Source organism: Streptomyces sp. NPDC057486, assembly GCF_042802415.1.
GTDB classification, from domain to species: Bacteria; Actinomycetota; Actinomycetes; order Streptomycetales; family Streptomycetaceae; genus Streptomyces; species Streptomyces yanii.
Genome location: NZ_JBHVEE010000093.1, coordinates 18,262 through 40,464, shown reverse-complemented (window position 1 = coordinate 40,464; position 22,203 = coordinate 18,262). Strand labels below are relative to the sequence as shown.

General features: G+C 71.6%; 15 protein-coding genes and 1 pseudogene. 7 read left to right on the top strand and 9 right to left on the bottom strand.

Annotation, left to right across the window (positions count from 1 at the left end; genetic code table 11):
- Positions 1 to 25 precede the first annotated feature (25 nt).
- Together ACFU6I_RS32855 and ACFU6I_RS32850 are read right to left on the bottom strand one after the other, a co-directional pair.
- On the bottom strand, positions 26 to 925 hold the full coding sequence (locus ACFU6I_RS32855) for a hypothetical protein (RefSeq protein WP_384373240.1): 900 nt from the start codon (positions 923 to 925) through the stop codon (positions 26 to 28).
- Between the two features lie 66 nt (positions 926 to 991).
- Positions 992 to 2,968, bottom strand: coding sequence for an acetoacetate--CoA ligase (locus ACFU6I_RS32850; protein WP_384373238.1), 1,977 nt, complete (start codon positions 2,966 to 2,968; stop codon positions 992 to 994).
- A 181-nt stretch (positions 2,969 to 3,149) separates the two neighbouring features.
- Between ACFU6I_RS32850 and ACFU6I_RS32845 the strand changes: the two genes are divergently transcribed.
- The gene (locus ACFU6I_RS32845) at positions 3,150 to 5,504 is read left to right on the top strand and encodes a glycoside hydrolase family 31 protein (RefSeq protein ID WP_384373236.1); all 2,355 of its coding nucleotides are present in this window, start codon (positions 3,150 to 3,152) and stop codon (positions 5,502 to 5,504) included.
- 5 nt (positions 5,505 to 5,509) lie between these two features.
- Here ACFU6I_RS32845 and ACFU6I_RS32840 read toward each other — a convergent pair whose 3' ends face one another.
- Entirely contained in the window at positions 5,510 to 5,965 is a 456-nt protein-coding gene (locus ACFU6I_RS32840; RefSeq protein ID WP_384373242.1) for an NUDIX domain-containing protein, read from the bottom strand.
- Positions 5,966 to 6,131: 166 nt separating this feature from the next.
- Here ACFU6I_RS32840 and ACFU6I_RS32835 point away from each other — a divergent pair, with 166 nt between their 5' ends.
- The 5 genes and pseudogenes from ACFU6I_RS32835 (at position 6,132) to glpK (ending at position 10,608) form a co-directional block, all read left to right on the top strand.
- The gene (locus ACFU6I_RS32835; RefSeq protein WP_384373234.1) at positions 6,132 to 6,938 is read left to right on the top strand and encodes a M15 family metallopeptidase; all 807 of its coding nucleotides are present in this window, start codon (positions 6,132 to 6,134) and stop codon (positions 6,936 to 6,938) included.
- Positions 6,939 to 7,063: 125 nt separating this feature from the next.
- A complete protein-coding gene (locus tag ACFU6I_RS32830; RefSeq protein ID WP_384373232.1) occupies positions 7,064 to 7,411 on the top strand; it encodes an Mpo1-like protein in 348 nt (115 codons plus the stop codon).
- Between the two features lie 103 nt (positions 7,412 to 7,514).
- A pseudogene (locus ACFU6I_RS32825) lies at positions 7,515 to 7,832 on the top strand (lipid-transfer protein); the annotation flags it as partial.
- A gap of 269 nt (positions 7,833 to 8,101) precedes the next feature.
- Positions 8,102 to 8,863, top strand: coding sequence for an MIP/aquaporin family protein (locus ACFU6I_RS32820; RefSeq protein ID WP_384373229.1), 762 nt, complete (start codon positions 8,102 to 8,104; stop codon positions 8,861 to 8,863).
- Positions 8,864 to 9,090: 227 nt separating this feature from the next.
- Complete coding sequence (glpK, locus tag ACFU6I_RS32815; protein ID WP_384373227.1) at positions 9,091 to 10,608, top strand: glycerol kinase GlpK; 1,518 nt, start codon at positions 9,091 to 9,093, stop codon at positions 10,606 to 10,608.
- Positions 10,609 to 10,764: 156 nt separating this feature from the next.
- Here glpK and ACFU6I_RS32810 read toward each other — a convergent pair whose 3' ends face one another.
- The 4 genes from ACFU6I_RS32810 to ACFU6I_RS32795 are packed head-to-tail and all read right to left on the bottom strand — an operon-like array spanning position 10,765 to position 15,159.
- On the bottom strand, positions 10,765 to 11,370 hold the full coding sequence (locus ACFU6I_RS32810) for an ATP/GTP-binding protein (protein WP_384373225.1): 606 nt from the start codon (positions 11,368 to 11,370) through the stop codon (positions 10,765 to 10,767).
- Positions 11,351 to 11,788: a DUF742 domain-containing protein gene (locus ACFU6I_RS32805; protein WP_384373223.1), complete on the bottom strand. Its 438-nt coding sequence runs from the start codon at positions 11,786 to 11,788 to the stop codon at positions 11,351 to 11,353. Before ACFU6I_RS32805 ends, ACFU6I_RS32810 begins: the two co-directional genes overlap by 20 nt.
- A 9-nt stretch (positions 11,789 to 11,797) precedes the next feature.
- Complete coding sequence (locus tag ACFU6I_RS32800; protein WP_327247502.1) at positions 11,798 to 12,241, bottom strand: roadblock/LC7 domain-containing protein; 444 nt, start codon at positions 12,239 to 12,241, stop codon at positions 11,798 to 11,800.
- Complete coding sequence (locus ACFU6I_RS32795) at positions 12,238 to 15,159, bottom strand: nitrate- and nitrite sensing domain-containing protein (RefSeq protein WP_384373221.1); 2,922 nt, start codon at positions 15,157 to 15,159, stop codon at positions 12,238 to 12,240. Before ACFU6I_RS32795 ends, ACFU6I_RS32800 begins: the two co-directional genes overlap by 4 nt.
- A gap of 412 nt (positions 15,160 to 15,571) precedes the next feature.
- Between ACFU6I_RS32795 and ACFU6I_RS32790 the strand changes: the two genes are divergently transcribed.
- The gene (locus ACFU6I_RS32790; protein WP_384373219.1) at positions 15,572 to 16,018 is read left to right on the top strand and encodes a hypothetical protein; all 447 of its coding nucleotides are present in this window, start codon (positions 15,572 to 15,574) and stop codon (positions 16,016 to 16,018) included.
- Positions 16,019 to 16,221: 203 nt separating this feature from the next.
- On the opposite strand, the gene ACFU6I_RS32785 is transcribed toward ACFU6I_RS32790, so the two are convergent.
- Together ACFU6I_RS32785 and ACFU6I_RS32780 are read right to left on the bottom strand one after the other, a co-directional pair.
- Positions 16,222 to 21,099 carry a hypothetical protein gene (locus ACFU6I_RS32785; RefSeq protein ID WP_384373217.1) on the bottom strand — a complete coding sequence of 1,626 codons (4,878 nt, stop codon included), beginning with the start codon at positions 21,097 to 21,099 and terminating at the stop codon, positions 16,222 to 16,224.
- A gap of 53 nt (positions 21,100 to 21,152) precedes the next feature.
- Positions 21,153 to 22,088 (bottom strand): hypothetical protein, encoded by a 936-nt coding sequence (locus tag ACFU6I_RS32780; protein ID WP_384373215.1) that lies wholly within the window; start codon positions 22,086 to 22,088, stop codon positions 21,153 to 21,155.
- Between the last annotated feature and the right edge of the window lie 115 nt (positions 22,089 to 22,203).

Below are 22,203 nucleotides of genomic sequence, written 5' to 3'. Positions count from 1 at the left end.
GGTGGCGGGGAGCCCCTTCCTCATCTCAGCGGTGGGCCTCCGGTTCGTCGGCGCCGATGTCGAAGCCTGCGCAGTACTCCACTCCCGACTCCGGCGAGACCGGGTCGCCGGTGTCCGCGTCGGTGCAGTAGGCGCTGAAGACCTCGCCGGCGGTGAGCGGTACGAGGCTGCCGCGGGTCAGGCGCCAGCCGTGAACCCGGTCCGGGGTCCCGGGGTTGCTCGTACGGAGGACGAGTCCGCCGTGGCTTTCGAGGGCGACGCCGACGGCGAGGACGGTGACGAACTCTGCTCCCTCTCCGGATTCGAGTCGGGCCGGCCCCGTCGCGCCGCGCTCGGTGTGGAGGACGGCGAGCAGTTGCTCGTTCTCCGTGGGGGTGCTGCAGACGAGGTGGTGGGTTCCCGGACCCGCCGTTTCCAGGGTGCGCATCAGAAGGTGGGAGGCCCGGTCGAAAGCGGCGCGGCCGATGTCCTGGCCGCAGTCGGCGCATTCACCGAGGTCGGCCAGGAGCACCGTGGCGTACTCCCAGGTGGCCTGGCGGACCGCTCGGGAGACGAGGAGCGGGATCAGGGTGTCGATGGGTTGTCCGGTGTAGGCGACGGTGGCTCCGGCAGCCGCGACTTCGGCGGTGAAACGACTGCGGCTGGCCGGCGCGTCGGGCGCGAGCCCGGATTCGGCGCAGTATTCCGCGTATTCCTCGGGGTCGAAGAGGGCGACCGTGGTGTGCATGCCCTGGGCCGCGAGGATTTTCAGCAGACCCTCGACCTGCTGCAGATAGACGGTGTGGTCGTCGAAGGTGAAGGTGCGGTAGTGCCGCATGGCCGCGAAGTCCTGCTCGTCGGCCAGGAGGCCGATGGTGCTCGGTGCTTCGCGGCGCAGCGTGCGTCGCATGGACGTGGTTTTCCTGGTGTTCCCTGTGTGCGCCATGACTCCCCCGTGCGCTGTCGAACATTGCTCACTCAGAGTAATCGCGGGCACTGACAGTGCGGACCGTCAGTGGCGCTTGCGGGCCAGTTCCTCGTAGAAGTGGAGCAGTCCGAGGTTGTCGATCGAGCCGGGGTTGACGGCCTTGGCCAGCTCCGTTCCCTGGAGGAGGCGCTTGACCGGAACCTCGATGCGCTTGCCGGTGAGGGTGTGCGGAATGCCGGGTACCTCGATGACCTCGTCCGGGACGTGGCGCGGCGAGAGGTTGTCGCGGATGGTCTGTTTGATCCGGTCGCGCAGGCCGTCGTCGAGGGCGGAACCGTCGGCGAGGTGGACGAAGAGCGGCATCCAGTACCCCCCGTCGGGCTCCTCGAGGCCGATGACCAGGGATTCGCGGATCTCGGGGAGGCGTTCGACCGCTTCGTAGATGTCGGCGGAGCCCATCCGTACCCCCTGCCGGTTGAGGGTGGAGTCGGAGCGTCCGTGGATGATGACCGAGCCGTGGTCGGTGAGGGTGATCCAGTCGCCGTGGCGCCAGACGCCGGGGTACATCTCGAAGTAGCTGTCGCGGTAGCGGCTGCCGTCCGGGTCGTTCCAGAAGTGGATGGGCATCGAGGGCAGCGGGTTGGTGACGACCAGTTCGCCGACCTCGCCGGAGAGCGGTTTGCCCGCCGGGTCCCAGGACTGGAGGTCCGTACCGAGGCAGGGTGCCTGGAGCTCGCCGATGTGTACGGGCAGGGTGGGGACCGCCCCGGCGAAACAGCTGCAGACGTCCGTGCCGCCGCTGACGGAGGCGATCCAGAGGTCGTCCGCGACCTCGTCGTGGAGCCAGCGGAAGCCGTCGGGCGGGAGCGGGGAGCCGGTGGTGGCCACGCACTGGATGCGCGAGAGGTCGAAGTCGCGGCCCGGGTGGATGTCGGCCTTGCGGCACGCCATGACGTAGGCGGCGGAGGTGCCGAAGAGGGTGGCGCCGGTCTGTTCGGCGACGCGCCACTGGGCGCTGACGTCCGGGTAGCCGGGGCTTCCGTCGTACAGCACGACGGTGGTGCCGGTGAGCAGGCCGGAGACGAGGAAGTTCCACATCATCCAGCCGGTGGAGGTGTACCAGAAGAACCGGTCGTCGGGCCCGAGGTCGCAGTGCAGTCCGAGCTGCTTGAAGTGCTCGATGAGGATGCCGCCCTGGGACTGGACGATCGCCTTGGGGAGCCCGGTGGTGCCGGAGGAGTACAGCACCCACAACGGGTGGTCGAAGGGGACCTGCTCGAAGACGGGCTCGGTGTCCGCGGAGGTGAGTGCGGACCATTCGAGGGCGCCTTCGGGGGCGGGGGTGCCGAGCAGCGGGATGTGGACGACGGCGCGCAGGGTGGGGAGTTCGCGGCGCAGTTCGGCGACCGTCTCGGAGCGGTCGTGTTCCTTGCCGCCGTACCGATAGCCGTCGACGGTGAAGAGGACGACGGGTTCGACCTGCTGGAACCGGTCGAGGACGCTGCGGGCACCGAAATCCGGGGCGCACGAGGTCCAGACGCCGCCGACGGCCGCGGTGGCGAGGAGCGCGACGACCGACTGCGGAATGTTGGGGAGGTAGCCGCTGACGCGGTCGCCGGGGCGAACCCCCAGAGCACGGAGTTCGGCGGCGAGGGAGCCGACCTGACGGCGGAGTTCGGACCAGCTGACCGGGACCTGGGTGTGGGTCTCGTCGACATGGAGGAGGGCCGGCGCGCCGGCGCGGAGGGGGTCCTCGGCGGTGCGCAGGGCGTGTTCCGCGTAGTTGAGGGTGGCGCCGGGGAACCACTGGGCGCCGGGCATGGTGCGGTCGCCGATGACGGTCTCGTACGGGGTGGAGAACCGGATGTCGAACCAGTCGGCGACGGCCTGCCAGAAGGTCTCCAGTTCGTCGACGGACCAGCGGTGCAGCTCCGGGTAGCCGCCTTCGGCCGGCGCTCCGTACCGCTCGGCCGCCCAGCTCTGGAAGCGGGTGACCGCCGCGGCGGCGATGCGCTCGGGGTCGGGCTGCCAGAGGGGGGCTTCGTTCGCTGCTGAGGTCATGGGGCGGCTCCCTGGCTGTACGGGTACGCGGGGTGGGCGTGTCACGGACGATGCCACGTGATCGTCTTCCGCACCAGGGTTCCCCACCCATGGTTACTTGTCCGGCTATGTGGTCCGGCCACGGGTGAACGGAAGTTGAACGGAGCCCGCTGACGCCTCGTCGGGTGGCAGGGTGAACTGCATGAACGGTCGTGACCTGGTGCGCTCGGTGAAAATGGTGGGTTCGGTGCGGGGGATGCGCACGGTGCGCTCGGCCTGGCGGCGGCAACGTGCGGATGCGCGGGCGCTGTCTCCCCGCGGCCCGGAGCGGGCCAGGGTGCCCGGTCTGCTGGCCGGGGCCGAGCCCGGGCCCGGTGGTGGTGTGGTCAGGTTCGCCCGTTCGGAGCTGTGCATCCAGGTTTCGGCGGGCGGTGCGGTGTTCTGGGCGTGGGACGGGGCGGAGCCGCTGCCGTCGTACGCGCTTCCCGGTCCGGCGCCGGAGCCGGATCCGCGTGCCCTGCTGGAGCCGGGCAAGGACGGTGGCTGGCAGGTGGTGTCGGAGCGGCTGACCGTGGTGGTGTCCCGGCACGGGGCGGTGGAACTGCGCACGCCCGGCGGTGTGGTGCTCCGGCGGGAACTGCCACCGCGATGGTGGGAGCCGGTGGCAGGGGGCTCCGCCCGGTGGGTGCAGCGGTCCGAGCTGCCGGCGGACGCCAGGTTCTTCGGGCTGGGCGGGCGGGGGGCGGGGCCTCGGCTGCGGGACGGTTCGTACGCGCTGTGGAACACCGATCCGGGCGGGCGCTTCGGACCCGGTGACGATCCGCTGTATCTGACGATGCCGGTGCAGGTGGTGGTCTCGGACGCGGGGACGCATCTGGTGTTCCACGACAACACCTGGGCGGGGCGGGTGACGCTCAGCGAGGGCGAGGAGGGCGCGGGGTCCGGGCATGACCGTCCGGGGATGTGCGAGGTGCGGATGGACGGGGGGCCGCTGCGCTGCTGGGCGTTGGCGGGGACGCCTGCCCGGGTGCTTCAGGGCTGGACGGCTCTGACGGGTGCGCCGGCGCTGCCGCCGTCCTGGGCGCTCGGTCCGCAGCACGCCCGCTGGGGGTTCGGGAGCGAGCGGGAGGTCCGGCGGGTGGTCGCCGGGTACCGGGAGCGGAGGCTGCCGCTGTCCGTGCTGCATCTGGACATCGACCACTACGACGGCCATCGGGTGTTCACCGTCGACCGTGAGCGGTTCCCCGATCTGGCGGGGCTGGCGAAGGAACTGCGGGAGGAGGACGGCGTGCGGCTGGTGTCGATCGTCGATCCGGCGGTGAAGGCGGAGCCGGGGAACGCGGTGTTCGATGCCGGTTCGGCGGTCGGCAGTGCCGGGGCGTTCGTGCGGGACGCGCGGGGGCGGGCGGTGCGCGGGGAGGTGTGGCCCGGGGAGTGCGTGTACCCGGACTTCACCGATCCCCAGGTGCGGGAGTGGTGGGGCGGTCTGTACGAGGAGCGGCTGGCGCAGGGGTTCTCCGGGGTGTGGCACGACATGAACGAGCCGGTGTCGTTCACGGCGTTCGGTGATCCGACACTGCCGCGGTCGGCGCGGCACTGTCTGGAGGGCCTCGGGGGCGATCACCGGGAGGCCCACAATGTGTACGGGCTGGCGATGGCGCGGGCCGGGTACGAGGGGCTCCGCCGACTGCGTCCCGACGAGCGGCCGTTCCTGTTCTCGCGTTCCGGCTGGGCGGGGATGCAGCGGTACGGGGGGACCTGGTCCGGCGACGTGGAGTCGGGCTGGCCGGGCTTGCGCGCCTCGCTGGCGCTGGTGCTGGGGCTCGGACTGTGCGGGGTGCCGTATTCGGGCCCTGATGTGGGGGGCTTCGACGGGTCGCCGTCCCCCGAGCTGTATCTGCGGTGGTTCCAGCTGGGTGCCTTTCTGCCGTTGTTCCGTACGCACTCGGCGATGGACGCGGGGCGGCGGGAGCCGTGGGAGTTCGGGCCGGAGGTGCTGCAGCACGCGAGGGCGGCGCTCGAGGAGCGGGAGCGGCTGCGTCCGTACTTCGTGACGCTGGCGCAGCTGGCCCGGCTGACGGGTGCGCCGTATGTGCGGCCGCTGTGGTGGGGGGCGCCCGGGGACCGGGCGCTGCGGGACTGCGAGGACGCGTTTCTGCTCGGCGACGCACTGCTGGTGGCGCCGGTGCTGCAGCGGGGCACGGATCGGCGGGCGGTGCGGCTGCCGCGGGGGCGGTGGTACGACACGGCGACCGGCGAGGTGCACGAGGGGCCGGGGCAGGTCCTGGTCGATGCACCGTTGTCCCGGGTGCCGGTGCTGGCCCGGGCGGGTGCGGTGATTCCGGTGCGCGGCGCGGACGGCGGGCTGGAACTGGAGGTGTGGGCTCCGGCTCCTGGGCGCACCGGGAGCGGACTGGTGGTCCGGGACGCGGGTGACGGATGGCAGGAGGCGGAGGTCGAGCGGTACACGTCACGGCTGTCCGGCGGCCGGGTCGTGGTGGAACGGGACGGTGGGGACGGTGAGGTGACCTGCCCGGTGCGGGTGCGCGGGGTGTGATGCCGTCAGCGGTAGCGGTAGCGCCCCTCGAACCAGGCGCGGGCGGCCCGGGTGTGCAGGGGGAAGGCCAGTTCGGCGGGGGCCCTGAGCAGGCTGTGGCCGGCTGTCTCGTCGGTGGGGACGGACGGCGGAAGCTCGGCGGTCGGGCGTTGCGGGAGGAGGCCGAAGAGGAGCAGGTGACCGTCCGGCGCGCTGAGGGCGTCGGCGAGGCGGACGTCCTGCTGGTCGGCCTCGATGCCGGTCTCCTCGCGGAGTTCACGGACAACCGCGTGTTGCCAGTCCTCGGCGTGGTCGATGAAGCCGCCGGGCAGGGCGAGGCCGCCGCGCCGGGGCTCGATGGTGCGGGTGATGACGACGAGCGCGGTGCCCTGCCGGTCGGTGACGGGGAGCAGGGCGACAGCGACCGGGAGGGGGTTGCGGTAGGCGATGTCGCCGCAGGCGGTACAGGTGCGGGGCCACATCTCGGTTGCCGGCGAGGGATACGGCGCTCCGCAACTGCTGCAGTGGGAGCCCTTCGTCGGTTGCTCCACCCGTTTCCTCCGCTCGGTCTTCTTTTCTGGCGCGGACACGCGCGGACTGTATCCGATCGTGCTTCCGGGGCCCCCGTGAGTCATGGATGATGCGCCCATGACAGGTATCGCTTCTGCTTTCCGTGTCCTGGCAGCCACTGCCGCCGCCCTGCTCGCCGTCACCGCCGCCACCCCCGCGGCGCAGGCGAAGACCGAGCCGAAGGCGCCCGATGAGTTCGTCGCACTGCGTTCGGTGGACCCCACGATCATCCAGGAGATGCGTTATCCCACCGGCCACAACTTCCTGGGCGAGCCGGTCGACGGGTACCGGCAGCCACTCTGCATCCTGACCCGGCCCGCGGCCCAGGCCCTGCACCGGGCACAGACGCAGTTGCTGCGCCGGGGCTACTCGCTGAAGGTGTACGACTGCTATCGGCCGCAACGGGCCGTCGATCACTTCGTACGCTGGGCCGAGGATCTCGACGACGAGGCGATGAAGGGCGAGTTCTACCCCCGGGTCGACAAGACGCGGCTGTTCACGGACGGTTACATCGCCGAGAAGTCCGGACACAGCCGCGGCAGCACGGTGGACCTGACGCTGGTGAGGCTGCCCGCCGCGCCGACCAGGCCGTACCGGCCGGGCGAGCAACTGGTGCCCTGTTACGCGCCGCAGGCCGAGCGGTTCCCGGACAACTCGGTCGACATGGGCACGGGATTCGACTGCTTCGACACGCTGTCGCACACGGACGACCCGCGGATCCAGGGTGTGCAGCGAGCCAACCGGCAGTTCCTGAAGACGACGCTCACGGACGCCGGCTTCGTGAATCTGGCCGAGGAGTGGTGGCACTACACCTTCAAGCCTGAGCTGTTCCCGGACACCTACTTCGACTTCCCGGTGGCGCGGCGGTCCGTCGCAGGGCACTGAAGCCCGCGGCGCGCGGTGGAACAACGAGTGGCCGGGACCACCCCCGTGGGTTCCGGCCACTCATCCCTCCTCTCGGACGCGGACCGGCCGTATCCGGTTGCGCTCCCAGCCATTACGGTGCCCGTATGTCACAGCAGACGTTCGATTCGTACGAAGAGTTCTGGCCCTACTACGTGGCGATGCACTCCAGGGCGGCGACCCGGTGGGTTCATCTGACGGGGACCCTGACCGGGCTCGCGGTCACCGCCTACGGCCTGGCCCGTGGCCGGAAGCGATATGCCGCGGCGCTGCCCCTGATCGGGTACGGCACGGCCTGGCCCGCGCACTTCCTGATCGAGAAGAACAATCCGGCCACCTTCGGACACCCCGCATGGTCGCTGCGCGGCGATGTGCAGATGATCCGGATGATGCTGGCGGGGCGCGACGGGGAGCTGGCGGAGATCGCTGCCAAGTGGCTCGCCGAGAACCGCTGACCGTGGAACACTTTTGACGCTCCGCCAGATTTGTTGCTGGGTAAGGGGCCTGTCGCACACGCACACCCGTGGCGACCGGATGGTTCACCGGGGACAGTGCACGCGGCTGCACGGCGCGGCACACCCGGTCCGTATCCGCGCCGTCACCACGGTGACGCCCACCTGCCCGAAGGCCGTGCCCGACCTTCCGGACATCGCGACCGATCCGGCGGTGGCGGTGGACCCGCCCCTGAGAGCTTCCGCGCCTCGATCGCCCGGGCGGCGTACGAGGAGGCGTGCGTCGGTCCCGACGAACCGTCCCTCACCGAGGTCTGCGAGCCGACGTGGCAGCTGCGCGGCGGAACGGCAGGTTCCGGGGGTGTGCGCCGGAATGACCGGCGATCAGGGGCTGCTCGGGCACGGATCGACTGTCGTCGCGGTCCACCGAGATCTCCCGCGCCCATCCGCAACGCGCGGAAGCATCCGATCCGTGCATCGTGAACTGGGTTTGCTGTCAGCATTCTTGACGGCCGATCAGCATCGGTGAACACTTTTTCCTCAGTCGCTGCCGCCACTCCCGCTCTGCGGCAGTCCGACATGGTCACCACGCTCGTCACGGACAGCCGGGCGGGGCAGCGAGCCTTCCTGCCCTCGGCCTCCGTAGCCATGGAAGCGACCGGCGAGACCCGCCGGACAACCCCCAGGAGCGCCATGAGCAATGGAGACATTTTCGTCGGGGAAGTCATCGGTACGGCGATCCTCATTCTGTTCGGCGCGGGTGTGTGCGCCGCCGTCACCCTCCACCACTCCAAGGCGAGAGCCGCGGGGTGGGTGGTGATCGCCTTCGGCTGGGGCTTCGGTGTGCTGGCCGGTGCGTACACCGCGGCCCCGCTGTCCGGCGGGCATCTCAATCCGGCGGTCACGGTCGGCATCGCCGTCGACACCGGGAAGTGGGACAAGGTCCCCCTCTACATCCTGGGGCAGATGGTGGGCGCGATCATCGGTGCGCTGCTGGCCTGGCTCACGTACTACGCGCAGTTCCGCGCCAACGCGGACGAGAAGACGGCCGTGCCGACGCTGGGGATCTTCTCGACCGCTCCGGAGATCCGCAGTCCGGTTGCCAACCTCGGCACCGAGATCATCGCGACAACCGGTCTGGTGCTGCCGATCCTGGCCTTCGGAAAGAACGCCGGGATCGAGATCGGGCCGGTGGCGGAGGCAGGGGCTGGGGTCTACGGCTCCGGAATCTCCGTACTCCTGGTGTCCCTGCTGGTGGTGGGCATCGGACTGTCGCTCGGCGGACCCACCGGGTACGCGATCAATCCGGCCCGCGACCTCGGTCCGCGGCTGGTGCACGCACTGCTGCCGATACCGAACAAGGGAACCTCCGACTGGAGTTACTCCTGGATCCCGGTGGTGGGACCGCTGGTGGGCGGGCTCCTGGCGGGTGTCGTCTTCCATGCCGCCTTCTAGGGCGTGACCGGCCATGTCCGCCCCATGAGGAGCTTCGACCGGTGCGTGCGATCGCACGGCGACCGGAAGTCCTCGGATGGGATCTCCCCTGGCCCTCAAGGCCTTGGGGGAGCGCGTGCCGGGAAGTGCGACGGCGCAAATCTTGCCGGGAGGGGCACCAGCCACCCGGGTTCCGGTCATCCAGGTTCTGTCACTTCGGATTCTCGACCTTGCGACAAGGGGACGTCATGACGGGCAGTTTCGTCGCCGCCATCGATCAGGGCACCACATCGAGCCGCTGCATCATCTTCGACCAGGACGGCGCGATTGTCGCCGTCGACCAGCGCGAGCACCGCCAAATCTTCCCGAAACCCGGCTGGGTGGAGCACGATGCCAGCGAGATCTGGACCACGGTCCAGGCCGTGGTGACAGGTGCACTCGCCCATGCCGGGCTGCGGGCGCAGCAACTCAGCGCGCTCGGCATCACCAACCAGCGCGAGACGACCGTGCTCTGGGACCGGGCGACCGGGCAGCCCGTCCACAACGCCATCGTCTGGCAGGACACCCGTACGGCCGCTCTCTGCCACGAACTCGGCGGCACGGACGGCCAGGACCGCTTCCGGGACAGCACCGGGCTTCCACTGGCCAGCTACTTCTCAGGTCCCAAGGCCGCCTGGCTGCTGGACCACCTACCGGGGCTGCGGAGCCGAGCCGAGCGGGGCGAGATCGCCTTCGGCACCATGGACTCCTGGCTGATCTGGAATCTCACCGGCGGCACGGACGGCGGGGTCCATGTCACGGACGTGACCAATGCGTCGCGCACGATGCTGATGAATCTGGAGACGCTGGAGTGGGATCCGTCGATCCTCACGGCGATGAACGTCCCGGCGGCGGTGCTTCCGGAGATCCGGTCGTCGGCGGAGGTGTACGGAACCGCGGTCGGCGCACTCGCCGGGGTGCCGGTGGCCTCCGCGCTCGGCGACCAGCAGGCGGCGGTCTTCGGGCAGGCCTGTTACGAGCCGGGTACCGCCAAGAACACATACGGCACCGGGAGTTTCCTGCTCCTCAACACCGGGAACAGGCCCGTGCCGTCGAAGAGCGGGCTGATCACCACGCTCGGCTACAAGATCGGCGACCAGGCCCCTGTCTACTGCCTGGAGGGCTCGATCGCGATCACCGGGGCGCTGGTCCAGTGGTTCCGCGACCAGCTCGGGATCATCCGGAGCGCCGAGGAGATCGAGACGCTGGCCGCGAGCGTCGACGACAACGGCGGGGCGTACATCGTTCCTGCCTTCTCCGGTCTTTTCGCCCCCTACTGGCGTTCGGATGCCCGGGGGGTCATCACCGGGCTCACCGGTTACGTCACCAAGGCCCATCTGGCCCGCGCCGTTCTGGAGGCGACCAGCTGGCAGACGCGTGAGGTCGTCGACGCGATGTACCAGGACTCGGGGGTGCCGATCACCACGCTCAAGGTGGACGGCGGGATGACGGCGAACCGGCTGCTCATGCAGCACCAGGCGGATGTTCTGGGGGTTCCCGTGATCCGACCGAAGATCTCCGAGACGACGTGTCTGGGCGCGGCGTACGCGGCGGGGCTTGCGACCGGGGTGTGGTCGGGGCTCGACGAGCTCAAGACGCACTGGCAGCGCGACGTGGAGTGGGAACCGCACCTGGAGCCGGAGATCCGTGAGCGCGAGTACGGCAACTGGCGCAAGGCGGTGGAGCGGAGCCTGGGCTGGCAGGAGGAGGGCGCCGGCAGCAGGTAGCGGCTCCGCTCGCGGTCCCGGAGGCGGTTGCGGACACGGTCCCCGTGCCCGGTTACGGAGTACGCGGTTCCGTCCGCGATCCCGCATCCGGTGGCCCAACGACGCGCGGCCCGTACCCCGGTCGGCGGGGGTACGGGCCGCGTTCGGCCGCTGTGCTCAGGTGGTGGCCGGCTCGCGGAACCGGTCCGCGCGGGCGAGTGCGTGCTCGACGACCGCCACCAGCACGTCCCGTACCGAGGACCGGTCGCGCGCATCGCACATGAGCACCGGCACCTCCGGGTCGAGGTCCAGCGCCGCCTGCACCGTTTCCGTCGGGAACCGGTCGGCTCCCTCGAAGCAGTTGACAGCGACGGCGAACGGGATCGCGCGCTGCTCGAAGTAGTCGACGGCTGCGAAGCAGTCCTCCAGACGCCGGGTGTCGGCGAGGACGACCGCGCCCAGGGCTCCCTGGGCCAGTTCGTCCCAGAGGAACCAGAAGCGGTCCTGTCCCGGTGTGCCGAAGAGATACAGCACCAGGTCCTCGCGGAGCGTGATCCGCCCGAAGTCCATGGCCACCGTGGTGGTGGTCTTGGACTCGACTCCGGCCGTGTCGTCCACCGGGCGGCCGGCCTCGCTCAGCCGCTCCTCCGTACGCAGCGGTCTGATCTCGCTGACCGCGCCCACCAGCGTCGTCTTGCCCACGCCGAAGCCGCCCGCCACCAGGATTTTCAAGGTAACCGGCTCCACGGGCCGCCTGCTGCTGCTAGAGCGCCCGAAGGCCATTGATCACCTCGCGAAGAATGTTCACGTCCGGCAGCTCGGCCGGCGGAACGGGACGGGTCACATGCACCAGCTCGTCCTCGACGAGATCGCCGACCAGCACCCGGACCACCCCGACGGGGAGATCCAGACCGGACGCCAGCTCGGCGATCGACTGGGGCATGTTGCTGCAGAGTTCGACGATCTCCACGTGTTCCGGGGAGAGCGTCTGGTCCCGGCCGGGGTCGTCGGCCGCCGGTTCGGGGACGACGATCGCGATCAGGTCGAGGCGGTGGCGGGACGCGCTGCTGGTACGGCCCCGGGTCATCGCGTACGGACGGACCACCGGCCCCGCATCGGCGTCGTACCACCGCGACGACTGCGGGTCGGTGGGAGCGGCCGGGGATCCGGGGGGTGTGTCCCGGGACGAGTCAGCGCTCATGCCCGCCCCTCACCCTCCGGCGGGCAGACCGGGCGTCCGTGGGGCATTGGCCAGGTGTGCCCCCACACGCTTGACCATCAGTGTCATCTCGTACGCCACCTGCCCCACGTCGGAGTCCGAGTCGGCCAGCACGGCGAGACAGCTGCCGTCACCGGCTGCCGTGACGAAGAGGAACGCCTCGTCGAGCTCGACGACGGTCTGACGGACACGGCCCGCGTCGAAATGGCGCCCGACGCCCTTGGCGAGGCTGTGGAATCCGGAGGCGACGGCCGCCAGATGCTCACTGTCCTCCCGGGTCAGGTCCTTGGACGTGCCGGTGGGGAGGCCGTCGCTGGAGAGCACCAGCGCCTTGCGGATACTTCCGACCCGCTCGACGAGTTCGTCGAGCAGCCAGTTGAGTTCGCCGGATCCCTGGCGTGTGGCGTTGGATGCTGCGGCGTTCGGTGCGGTCATCGACCGTCCCCTCCCGGAGTGGTTCCTTGTGCTGTCTCACCGGGCCCGGTCGCTTCCTCGGCGTTCTGCCGACGGCCGCGCTGCCAGCCTCGCTGCAGCGATGCCATTCGGCTGCGTACCTCGTCCGCGTCCCGCTCGATGTCCTCGGACAATTCCACGCGGGCCGGCTCGGAAGCACGTCCGCCGGAAGTTTCGCGGAGCTGCGGGGCGAGGTTGGCCTGCCGGATCCGGCGGGGCAGTCCGCCCACGGTTCCCGGGGGTGATGAGGGTGCGGGCGGTGGTGTCGCTTCGGGGGATGCCGACGGGGGTGCGGCGAGCTCGGTGGATGACCGGAAGCCGGTGGGCTGCCGGGGTTCGGTGGGCCGCCCGGTGACGGCGGCGGAGGCCCAGGCGTCGCTGGTGGACTGCCCCGGGGCGGAGGAGGAGCGGCCCTTGTCGTACGAGGGCACGGCGCTGTCCCTTCCGGTGTCCGCGGGCTCCTGGTCGGTGGTCGTCGGGTGCGCGCGGCCGGCATCGTCGATGCGGCGCCCCCGGTCGGTGACCAGCGTCGGCGACTTGCGGCGGGGCAGCGGCACCGGGCCGCCGGAGCGCATCGCCCGGACACCGGCCGTGGATCCGGAGATCTGGTCGGACGCCTGCTGGTGCTGTTCGCGGTCGGCGTCACGCCGGAGGTCGCGGGCGCGGAAGATGCCACCGCGTTCGCTCTCGGTGTCTTCGATGTCGGACCCTCCGTCGAGAACCGGGCCGAGTACGGAATCGACTACGGGATCCGCCATGAAGCCGAGTGCGTCGACCGGCCCTTCGAGTTCGACCGGTCCGTCCAGGACGGTCGGGTCCCCGAGCCCGCTGGGGACCGGAGCGAGTACACCGGGCCTGGACTCGCCCGGGCGATCGGCTGACCGCCGGTCCGCTGCGCCGTCCCTGCGGTTCTTGTCGCTGTGCGGCCCCTCCTTGCCGTTCCCGCCACTGCCGATCGCCTTCTCGGCCCGCCGGTCGAGGCGGAATCCCGAGCCTTGCGTATCGGCGGCGTCGGTGAGCAGGGCCGCCGGAATGAAGACGACGGCGGTCGTGCCTCCGTACGGCGAGGTCTGCAGGGAGACCCGGACATTCTGTCGCTGGGCCAGTCGGCTCACCACGAAGAGGCCGAGCCGGTCGGTGTCGGAGAGCTCGAACTCGGGCGTCTCGGCGAGCCGCAGATTGGCGTCCAGAAGGACCTCGGGCGGCATGCCGAGACCACGGTCGTGGATCTCGAGGGTGAAGCCGTTGGCGACGCGTTCGCCGTGCACCTGGACCGCGGTGTGCGGGGGCGAGAACACGGTGGCGTTCTCCAGGAGTTCGGCGATCAGGTGGGTGAGGTCGGCGACGGCGGGCCCGCCCACACCGAGGCGCGGCAGCCGGCGGACCTCGATGCGCTCGTAGTCCTCGACCTCGGCGACGGCCGCGCGCACCACGTCCATCAGCTGGATCGGCTTGCGCCACTGCCGGGACGGCGCGGCGCCGGAGAGGATCACGAGGCCTTCGGCGTGCCGCCTCATGCGGGTGGTGAGGTGGTCCAGGCGGAAGAGATCCGCGAGTTCGTCGGTGTTCTCGGTACGGCGCTCCATGGCGTCCAGCAGCGTCAACTGGCGGTGCAGCAGCACCTGGTTGCGGCGGGCGAGGTTGACGAAGACCTCGGAGACACCGCGGCGCATGTCGGCCTGCTTGACCGCGGCCTCGACGGCAGCGCGTTGCAGGGTGTTGAGTGCCTGCCCGACCTGGCCGATCTCGTCCTTCTCGTACCTCAGATGCGGGGCCTCGGTCTCGACGTCGACGTGCTCGCCCGCGGCAAGGCGGCGCATCACGCTCGGCAGCCGTACGCCGGATACCTCGTGGGCGTCCTTGCGGAGCCGGGAGAGGTCCCGGACGAGCTCACGGCCGATGCGTACGGAGACGAAGACGGACACGAGCAGGGCGAGGAATCCGAGAACGCCCGCGACACCGGCCTTGATCAGAACGCTGTATCCGGCGGGCCTGCCGCGGTCCTGGAAGCGGTTGTTCATCTCGGTCGAGTCGTTGGCGAGCCGGTCCAGGACCGGCGGGGCCACTTCCTGCCAGCGTTCGGCGTCGACCGCGCGGGGGTCGTCGGTGGGGCCCGCGGCGACAATCTTGTTCTCCGCGGTGCGCAGCGGCTCGCTCTCCGGGCTCGCCCAGTACTGCTCCACCCGCCGCCGCTCCGCCGCCGGGAGGGCCTCGCTGTTGATCTCGACGAGCAGCTTGCGGTTGGCGACCAGGTCGGAGATCCGTCGGAGTTCAGGGGCGTCGAGCCGGCCGGCGACGAGCGCCGAGGCAACCAGGGCGTCCTCCCGGGACAGCAATTCGCGGGCCCGCGAGACGCCGACCAGAGCACGTAGCTGCTTGTCCAGCACCACGTCTTCCATGGTGTGGAGACCGGTCAGGAAGCGGTAGCAGGGGTCGATGAGGCCGTTGTAGAAATCGAGTGCCTGATCACGGTCGATGGTGCGCTTCTCGACCGAGTCGCGAAGCGCACCGAGACCTTCGACGGCACTGAGGATCGAATTGAGCTGCGCTTCGGCGTCGGTGCTCAGGGCGTCGCGAACACTCTTCTGCTGTGCGCTCTTCTTGACGTCCGCCACGACGCGGTCGGTGGCGGCACGTTCGCGGCGCAGCAGGGGAAGGGCGTCGGAGGCGCGAGGGTCCGCGAGGAAGACGAGGGTCTGCCGGCGCTCCTTCTGGACCACCCGGACGGTGTCCTCCAGCGGATGGCCGACCTTCTCCACGATCGTGCTCGCACCCAACAGCTGGTTGGCCTCGCGGCCGGTCAGATAGGTGGCGAAGCCCCAGAGGGCGGTGAGGGAGATGAGCGGCACCAGCAGCAACGCCACGATCTTCCTGCGGATGGACTTCCCGCGAAAGCGCATGGCCTCCCCCAGCTCAGCCCCTCGTACGGGGGCGGTGTTCCGTCAATAAACGGCGCGAGCCTACTACTGCGTCACAGACAACTCGAAGGCATGTCCGGACGATTTTCAGCCGGACTGGCAGGCGGTGGGCGTGAGTTGTCCTGGTATCCCGTGAGATGAAGTTCGCGAAAGTGGCAGAAGAGCCCCGCCGGAGCGCCGCATTCACCCACCTGGCAGTTGGCTGGAAGTCTTCGTTCCGTGGTAGATCGAGGGAATCTTCACCACGATTCACTCGTCTGTCTGTACGAGCGTCGGCACGGGGTAGGGGATTACGGAGAGGGCGTACGGCAGGGCGATCAGGTCCGCCTGCGTAGAAACGCCGCATGCCGGGCAACAACCCTGAAGTCGGACACTGGTGGGGAGTTGGAAGTCCTTGGACACGGAAGAGCGTCGGAGCGCCGGGGCGCCGGCGGAGGGCGGGACACGGATCCCGCGGCAGCCGCTGTGGGTGGAGGAGCATGCGGGACGGCGACGCATGCCGGATCCGGTCCGTACGTCGGCCGTGCGCGCCGTGCTCATCATGTCGCTGACGATCATCCAGGCGATGGTGGCGTTCCTGGCCACCCTGACGGGCTCGTGGCTGGCCTTCCCGATGGTGATGAGCAGCGTGGGCAGCACGGTGGTCGCCACCTGGTCGGTGCTGGACGTGTGGGTGACCCGCCAGGTCTGGAACCAGCGCCATGGCGTGGTGTCCATGCCCAGCAGCTCGGCACGGAAGCTGCGCCGGGAGCGGCGTGCGGCCCGTCGGGCGGCGAGGGCCGAGGACCGGGAGGCGGCTCGGATACGCCGCCGGGGTGCGGGCAACCTGTCTCGGGCTTGACCGCGCATGCCCCGGCGGCACTTCCGACACACACTGGGGCGTGTGTCGGAAGTCCCGCCTGCCCCGCGACGCCCGGCACGCTCGCTGCGTTGTCGGGGTCGTCCGAGTACGTCCAGTACGAGGACGACCCTCCGCCTTGCGATCGCGCGCACCGGACGCCGGGCCCACCCTTCGGGCGGACGGCGGCACTTCCGACACACGCCCTAGTCGGCCGGTGTCCCCGCACCTCCGGGTGACTCGGGGGCCCGGGGCGCGTCGGGGGCTTCGGCTGCCACTGATGCGTCGGGCGTCGCCGGTGTGCGCTTGAACATGCGGGTCGCGGTGATCTCTCCGTGCACCGTCTCGCCGTTCGGATCCTGCTGCGGCAGGCCGGGGCGCAGGTGCTCCTCCACGCTGATGTACTTCAGGCCCGCCCTCAGGTCCGCATCGTTGCGCAACCGGATGACCAGGGGGAATTCGGCGAGCGCCGTGGTGTCGAACAGTCCCGTGGTGTAGAGCAGTTGCACGCCGAGGGCGTCCGACACCGCGCGCTGGAGCTCCAGCAGATACGTGGCGTTGGCACGGCCGATGGGATTGTCGAGGAAGAGCGTGCCCGCGTGGCGGTGCTGGTGCCGGTCGCGACCCCGGTCGTTGCTGCGCAGGGCGGCCATCGTGCAGTACAGGGCGATGGCGGCGGTCAACAACTGGCCGCCGGAGAAGACATCGCCCATCTGTCCGACCGGGACGCGTTCCGCACGGAGCACCGCGTCCGGCTTGAGGATCTCCACGGCGATGCCCTTGGGCTCCAGCGCCGCCTGTACGCCGCGCAGCAGGAGGGACATGCCGTCACGCCGCAGGTCGGAGTTCTTCTTGAGGGCGGCGCGAGTGGCCTCGTCGATGACGTCGCCGAGCCGCTCGGTGAGCGTCGCCTGGTCGGGCTCCTCGAATCGGATGCGCAGGAACTCCTGTCCGGACCACTCCCCCAGGCCCTCGGGGAGCTGGGAGAGCCGCTGGGCGGAACGGAGGGTGGTGAGTGCGGACTCCACGAGTCCGCGGAGCCGGTCGACGATGGAGTCGCGGTTGCGCTCCAGCTGGGCGAGCTCGTCGGTGAGGACGCGGAGCCGGGGCGCGAAGGCGGCGGCCCACTTCTCGGCATGCTCGGGCAGTGCCGCGGCCGGGAGTTCCCGGATCTGCTGCCGGGCGGGGGTGCGGACCTGCTCGTAGCGGGTGGAGTTGGCGTGCCGTACGAGGACGTCGCTCGCCTCGCGCACGGCGCTTTCGGCGGCGGAGAGGTCTGCGGTGCAGCCGCGCAGCGAGCGACGGGCCTCGGCTGCGGACTGCCGGGCCTCGTCGAGGCTGCCGGGGTACGGCTCGGGAGCCTCCGGGTCGTCGTCGGCGCCGTGGTCCCTGAGAAGGTCGCGCAGCAGGGCGGCGGTCTCGTCGAAGCCTCCGGCAGATGCCTCGGCGGTGCGGTGGGCGTGGAGCAGTTCGGCGTGGGCGGCGCGGGCGGTGTCCAGGGATCCGGTGGCGGTGCCGAGTTCGGCCGTGGCGGTACGCAGGAGCGTCTGGGCCTGCTCGGCATCGGCGGGGACCAGCTCGTCGGGGAGCTCGGTGTGGTGGGTCTCGCCGTCGACCGGGGCGAGGCGCTCGGCCTCGCCGCGCAGCCGGCCGAGCTGCTCGCTCGCGGCGGAGGCACGGGTCTCCAGGAGCTGGACCAGGGATTCGGCGCGGGCGGCGGCCGCCTGACGCGACGGGCCGTCGGCTCCGTCGGTGCCCTCGAGGAGCTGGCCGGCGCGGCTGCGGACCTTGTTGGTGAGCCGGTCCAGCTCGGCGAGGGCGGCGCTCTCGTCGCTCTCGGCCCGGGCCTGTTCGGCGCGCAGGTCGGCGCCGACACCCACCTTCTCGTACAGCTGGGATGCGGCCCGGTAGGCCTCGCGCAGCGCGGGGAGGGCGGGGCGCGGGGCGTCGCCCTCGGGCTCAGGGAGGTTCTCCGGGGCGCCTGCGATCTCCGCGCGTTCGGCGCGCAGGGCTCGGGCGGTGCGGCGGGCGTCGTCGGCCGCCCGTTGGGCAGCCCTGCGGTCCTCGTCGGCGGCGCGGGCACGCTCCAGGCAGACGGTGGCGCGGGCCTCGGACTCGGCCGCCTCCTCGACCAGTTCACGCAGCCGTGCCTGCCAGCGCGAGCGTTCGCGGAGCCGGTGGGCCAGGCCCGCAAGGGCGTCGGCGACACGGCGGGCACGCTGGGCCGCCTCCTGGCGCTCGTCGCGGACTCGGGCGGTGTCCGCGGCGGCTTCGTCGGCCTCGGCGCGCGCCGAACGGGCCTCGGCGAGCACGGCCCGGGCCGTCTCGGCGGCCGTGCGGGCGGTACGGGCGGCCTCGGCAAGCTCCGCGAGCATGCCGGGCGGGCAGTCGGCGCGCCAGGAGCCGATGCGGGCGGCGAGGGACCGGTCCCCGGAAAGGCGGGCCGCGAGCGTGCGGATGTCCTCGTCGCGGTCGGCGGCCCGGCTCCGCAGTGCCTGGCGTTCCTCGTCGGCGGCGAGCTCGTCGTGCATCGCCGGGTTCGGCGGGACGAGGAACACCCCGTCGGTGCTCCCGGCGGAGCCGGTGCCGGGGGTGGGCACGGGGGCGAGCAGTGCGGTGGTCGTGCCGACGGCCACGGCGGAGCGCGGCAGCAGGGCCGCGGCGCCCAGGACTTCGCGGGCGCGGGCGTGCGAGTCGGCGTCGGTGATGATCACGCCGTCGACGAGCTCGGGGCGAGCGGCGAGCACCGCCGCGTGGTCGGCGGGGTCGACGGCCTGGGCGAGGTAGCGCCAGCCCGGCAGGGCCGGGATGCCGTGCTCACCGAGGTATTCGACGGTGGCGAGCACGTCGGGTCCGGGCGGCAGCAGTCCGCCGTCGCCGAGTGCGCCGAGGATGCGGGAGTCGTCGGCCGCGGCGGTGCGCAGTTCGAAGAGGCGGCGTTCGGCGGCGGCGATGCCCTCGTCGAGCAGCCCCCTCAGCTCGTCGGCGCTCCGGTCGAACTCCTCCGCGGTGAGCGGTTCTTCGGCGGTCGGGGAGTGCTCGCCCGCGCCGGTGCGGTCGGTGGCGAGTGCCTGGCCGGCGACGGCCTGCCGGCCGGAACCGGCCGCGGCGGTGCCGGAGCCGGTGCGTGTTCCCGCCCCGTCCTCGCGCCCGCCCTGGGGCGCCACGCCGTACGGTGCCGCGGTGCCCGGTTCGCCACCGGTGGCTCCGCGGGGCCGTGGCACACCCGCCCCGTGGACCGAGGGGAGGCCCAGCAGGTCGGCGAGGCGGTGGTCGGCGGCGATCGACTCGGCGGCCCTCGACTCGGCCTCGTACGACTGTTCCGCCGCCTGCGCACCGTCAGCGGCGCGCGCCGCGGCGAGGTCGGCGCGGCTTTCGGCGGCCGCCGCTTCCCTGGCCCGGTCGGCTGCGGCTCCGGCCGCTTCCCGTGCGGCGTTCCAGGCGGCGACGGTGGACTGCTCCGCGTCGCTCGCGGCGAGGGCGGCCCGCGCCGGGTCGGCGTCCGGCGCGGTGTTGTCCAGCCAGCCCGCCCGTACGGCCTCGGCGGTCTCCTGCTCGACCTCGGCGAGGCGCTGGCGCAGATGTCCGGCCTCGCTGCGGGCTCGCTGCGCCTCGGTGGCGGCGGTGGTGGCATCCCGGTGGGCGGTCTCACCCGCGGCCTGGAGGGTGTCGGAGCGCTCCTCCTCCTCGTTGGCCAGCTGCTCTCCGGCTTCCGCGGCGGTATGCAGAGCGCGTACGAGGTCGGCGGCGGCGGTGGCGCGGGCGGCGAGCGCGGGTGCGGCGTCGCGTTCGGCCTCGCGGATGGCGACGGCGACGCGCGCGGAACGGTCGGCGGCGGCTCGGTGACGCAGCACGGCTTCGGCGGCCTGCCAGGCGGCGTGCAGGGTGCGGGCATCGCCCAGCTCGCGACGCTGGACGGCCGCGCCCTTCTCGGCTCCGGCCAGGGCCAGGGAGGCGTGCCGGTAGGCCAGTTCGGCGGCGATGAGGGCGCTGCGGCTGCGGGCCTCCTCGGCAGCGGTGACCGTGTGGGCGGCGCCCGTCACCTGCTGGGCGAGGTCGGCGGTGCGGCCGCGCTCCTGGGCGGCCCGGGCGGAGAGCCTGCGGGCGAGGGTACGGGTGCGGCGTTCGGCGCCCGCGTGGATGTCGCGGGTACGGGAGCGGGTGCCGGTGGCCTCGACGATCCGGCCGAGCAGGTCGACGGAGCCTGCGGTGAAGTCGCGTTCCGCGGTGAGTTCGGCCCGGCGGCCCAGCTTGTTGCCGAAGCCGCTGACCAGGTCGGCGAGACCGTCCGTGTCGCGGGTGTCCGTGACGGCGCGGAGCAGCAGGTCGGTGAAGTCGGAGTCCTTCTTGACTGCGAAGAGCCCGGCCGCCTCACCCTCGTCGGCGTTCATCTCGCGTTGGTAGCGGAAGAGTTCCGGGTCGAGGCCCAGGTCGCCGAGGTGCTCGTTCCACCGGTCGTGGATCTCTTCCCAGTGCACATCGAGGTGCTGGTAGAACTTGCCCGCGTCCGTGAGGGCGTCCCGGAAGCCCTTCATGGTGCGGCGCCTGCCCCGGGCACCGGACGCGCCTTCGACGGGCCGGCCGACGGCGACGGCCTCGGCGACCGGCAGCGAGTCGAGACTGAGACCGGGTCCGGGGCGGAAGGAGTACCAAGCCTCGGCGAACTTCCGCGGGTCGTTGGAGACCTGCCGTCCGCGCCACTCGCTGACCTTGCCGACGACGACGCACTCGCCGGTGAGGGTGTGCTGCCACTCCAGGGCGACATGACCGCAGTCGTCGGCGAGCAGGAACTTGCGCAGTACGCCGGAGCTGGCGCCGCCGAGGGTGTTGCGGTGGCCGGGCAGCATCACGGAGAAGATCAGCTTCAGCAGGACGGACTTGCCGCCGCCGTTCTCCAGGAAGAGCACACCGGCGGGTGCCGGGCGGCGCGGGGGGCCGACCGGCTCCTCCTCGAAGAACTCCGCCTGGGCCGGCGCGGGGTTGGGCACGGGTTCGCCCACTCCGCGCAGGTCAAGCACGGTATCGGCGTAGCGCGCGCCGGCAGGCCCGATGGAGTAGAGGCGGACCCGGGACAGCTCGTACATGGCGGCGGACTCTCGTCGTTCGGAAAGCAGGAGTGGGGCGGCGGTGGGGGTGCTCAGGCGTGGAAGGGCAGACCGGCGTCGGCCGCCAGCTCCAGGTCGTCGCCGTCGGGCGGCGGCAGCAGCGTCGCCGTTCCGTCGGTGACGGGTACGACGCCGAGTTCCAGGAGTTCGGCCATGGCGGCGGTACCCGCCATGTCGCGTACCTGCAGCTGATAGCGGGCAGTGGTACGGAAGGCTCCTCCGGAGTCGTCCCCGGTGCGCTGGAGGAAGCCCGAGTCGGTGAGGAAGGCGACGGCCTTGCCGACGATGCCGGTGGTGGATCCGGCCAGCCGCCGGGCGTCCTTCGTCGCGCCGGTGGCGCTGCGCCGGGCATAGATCCGCCAGGCGGCTTCCAGCCCTGGGACGTCGGTGGCCGGGTCGGTGTTGTCGCCGTGTTCCGCGGCCCGCTCCTCCAGACGGTGGCAGGCCTGGCGTACGAACGCGTCGATGCCGTTGACCGTGATCCGGCCGATGTACGCGTCGTCGGCGAGGTCCTCGGGGCGCGGGAAGGCCATGGCGGCGACGGCGAGATGGGCCAGCCCGTGCAGGAAGCGGTCGGCGGAGTCGGAGGAGGCGCGGCGGGCGTAGTCGCCCATGCGGACGGCGAAGACGGAGTCCTCGCCCGCCGTCACGGCCATGCCGGCCCGGGTGGAGACCTCCAGGACGACGAGACCGAGTCCGGTGGCCACGGCATCGGCGAGCCGGGCGAAGGGGGTCTCCTCCCGGTAGCGCCGGAGGAGCTCGGCGTATTCGGCGTCGCGGGCGGGCATCAGCTTGGGCTGCAGCCCGAAGGCGACGAGCCGGGCGGCGTCGGCCGCGTCGGCCGGGGTGACGGCCGTGGGCGCCGCAGCCTCGTGGGCGGCGTCGCCCTCGGTCGCGGGCCGGGCGGTCGCGTACCCGGCGGTCGGCTCGCTCCACGCGTCGGTGTGCTCTGCGCGGTGGTCGCTCACGACGGTCGCTCCTCGGTGCGGAATCTCGGTGGTACGGGGTGGGCGGCGCCGGTTCTCACGGCGTCCGTACGGAAGGGTGCGGGCGGAACCGCGCATCCGGAGGTGGCGGCCCCAG

Coding starts and splice junctions, on each gene's coding strand:
- ACFU6I_RS32850 (WP_384373238.1), bottom strand. CDS start 2,968: ATGACCTCAGCAGCGAACGAAGCCCCCCTCTGGCAGCCCGACCCCGAG.
- ACFU6I_RS32800 (WP_327247502.1), bottom strand. CDS start 12,241: ATGACCGCACCGAACGCCGCAGCATCCAACGCCACACGCCAGGGATCC.
- ACFU6I_RS32840 (WP_384373242.1), bottom strand. CDS start 5,965: ATGTGGCCCCGCACCTGTACCGCCTGCGGCGACATCGCCTACCGCAAC.
- ACFU6I_RS32820 (WP_384373229.1), top strand. CDS start 8,102: ATGAGCAATGGAGACATTTTCGTCGGGGAAGTCATCGGTACGGCGATC.
- ACFU6I_RS32810 (WP_384373225.1), bottom strand. CDS start 11,370: ATGGCCTTCGGGCGCTCTAGCAGCAGCAGGCGGCCCGTGGAGCCGGTT.
- ACFU6I_RS32835 (WP_384373234.1), top strand. CDS start 6,132: ATGACAGGTATCGCTTCTGCTTTCCGTGTCCTGGCAGCCACTGCCGCC.
- ACFU6I_RS32795 (WP_384373221.1), bottom strand. CDS start 15,159: ATGCGCTTTCGCGGGAAGTCCATCCGCAGGAAGATCGTGGCGTTGCTG.
- ACFU6I_RS32830 (WP_384373232.1), top strand. CDS start 7,064: ATGTCACAGCAGACGTTCGATTCGTACGAAGAGTTCTGGCCCTACTAC.
- ACFU6I_RS32845 (WP_384373236.1), top strand. CDS start 3,150: ATGAACGGTCGTGACCTGGTGCGCTCGGTGAAAATGGTGGGTTCGGTG.
- ACFU6I_RS32805 (WP_384373223.1), bottom strand. CDS start 11,788: ATGAGCGCTGACTCGTCCCGGGACACACCCCCCGGATCCCCGGCCGCT.
- ACFU6I_RS32785 (WP_384373217.1), bottom strand. CDS start 21,099: ATGTACGAGCTGTCCCGGGTCCGCCTCTACTCCATCGGGCCTGCCGGC.
- glpK (WP_384373227.1), top strand. CDS start 9,091: ATGACGGGCAGTTTCGTCGCCGCCATCGATCAGGGCACCACATCGAGC.
- ACFU6I_RS32855 (WP_384373240.1), bottom strand. CDS start 925: ATGGCGCACACAGGGAACACCAGGAAAACCACGTCCATGCGACGCACG.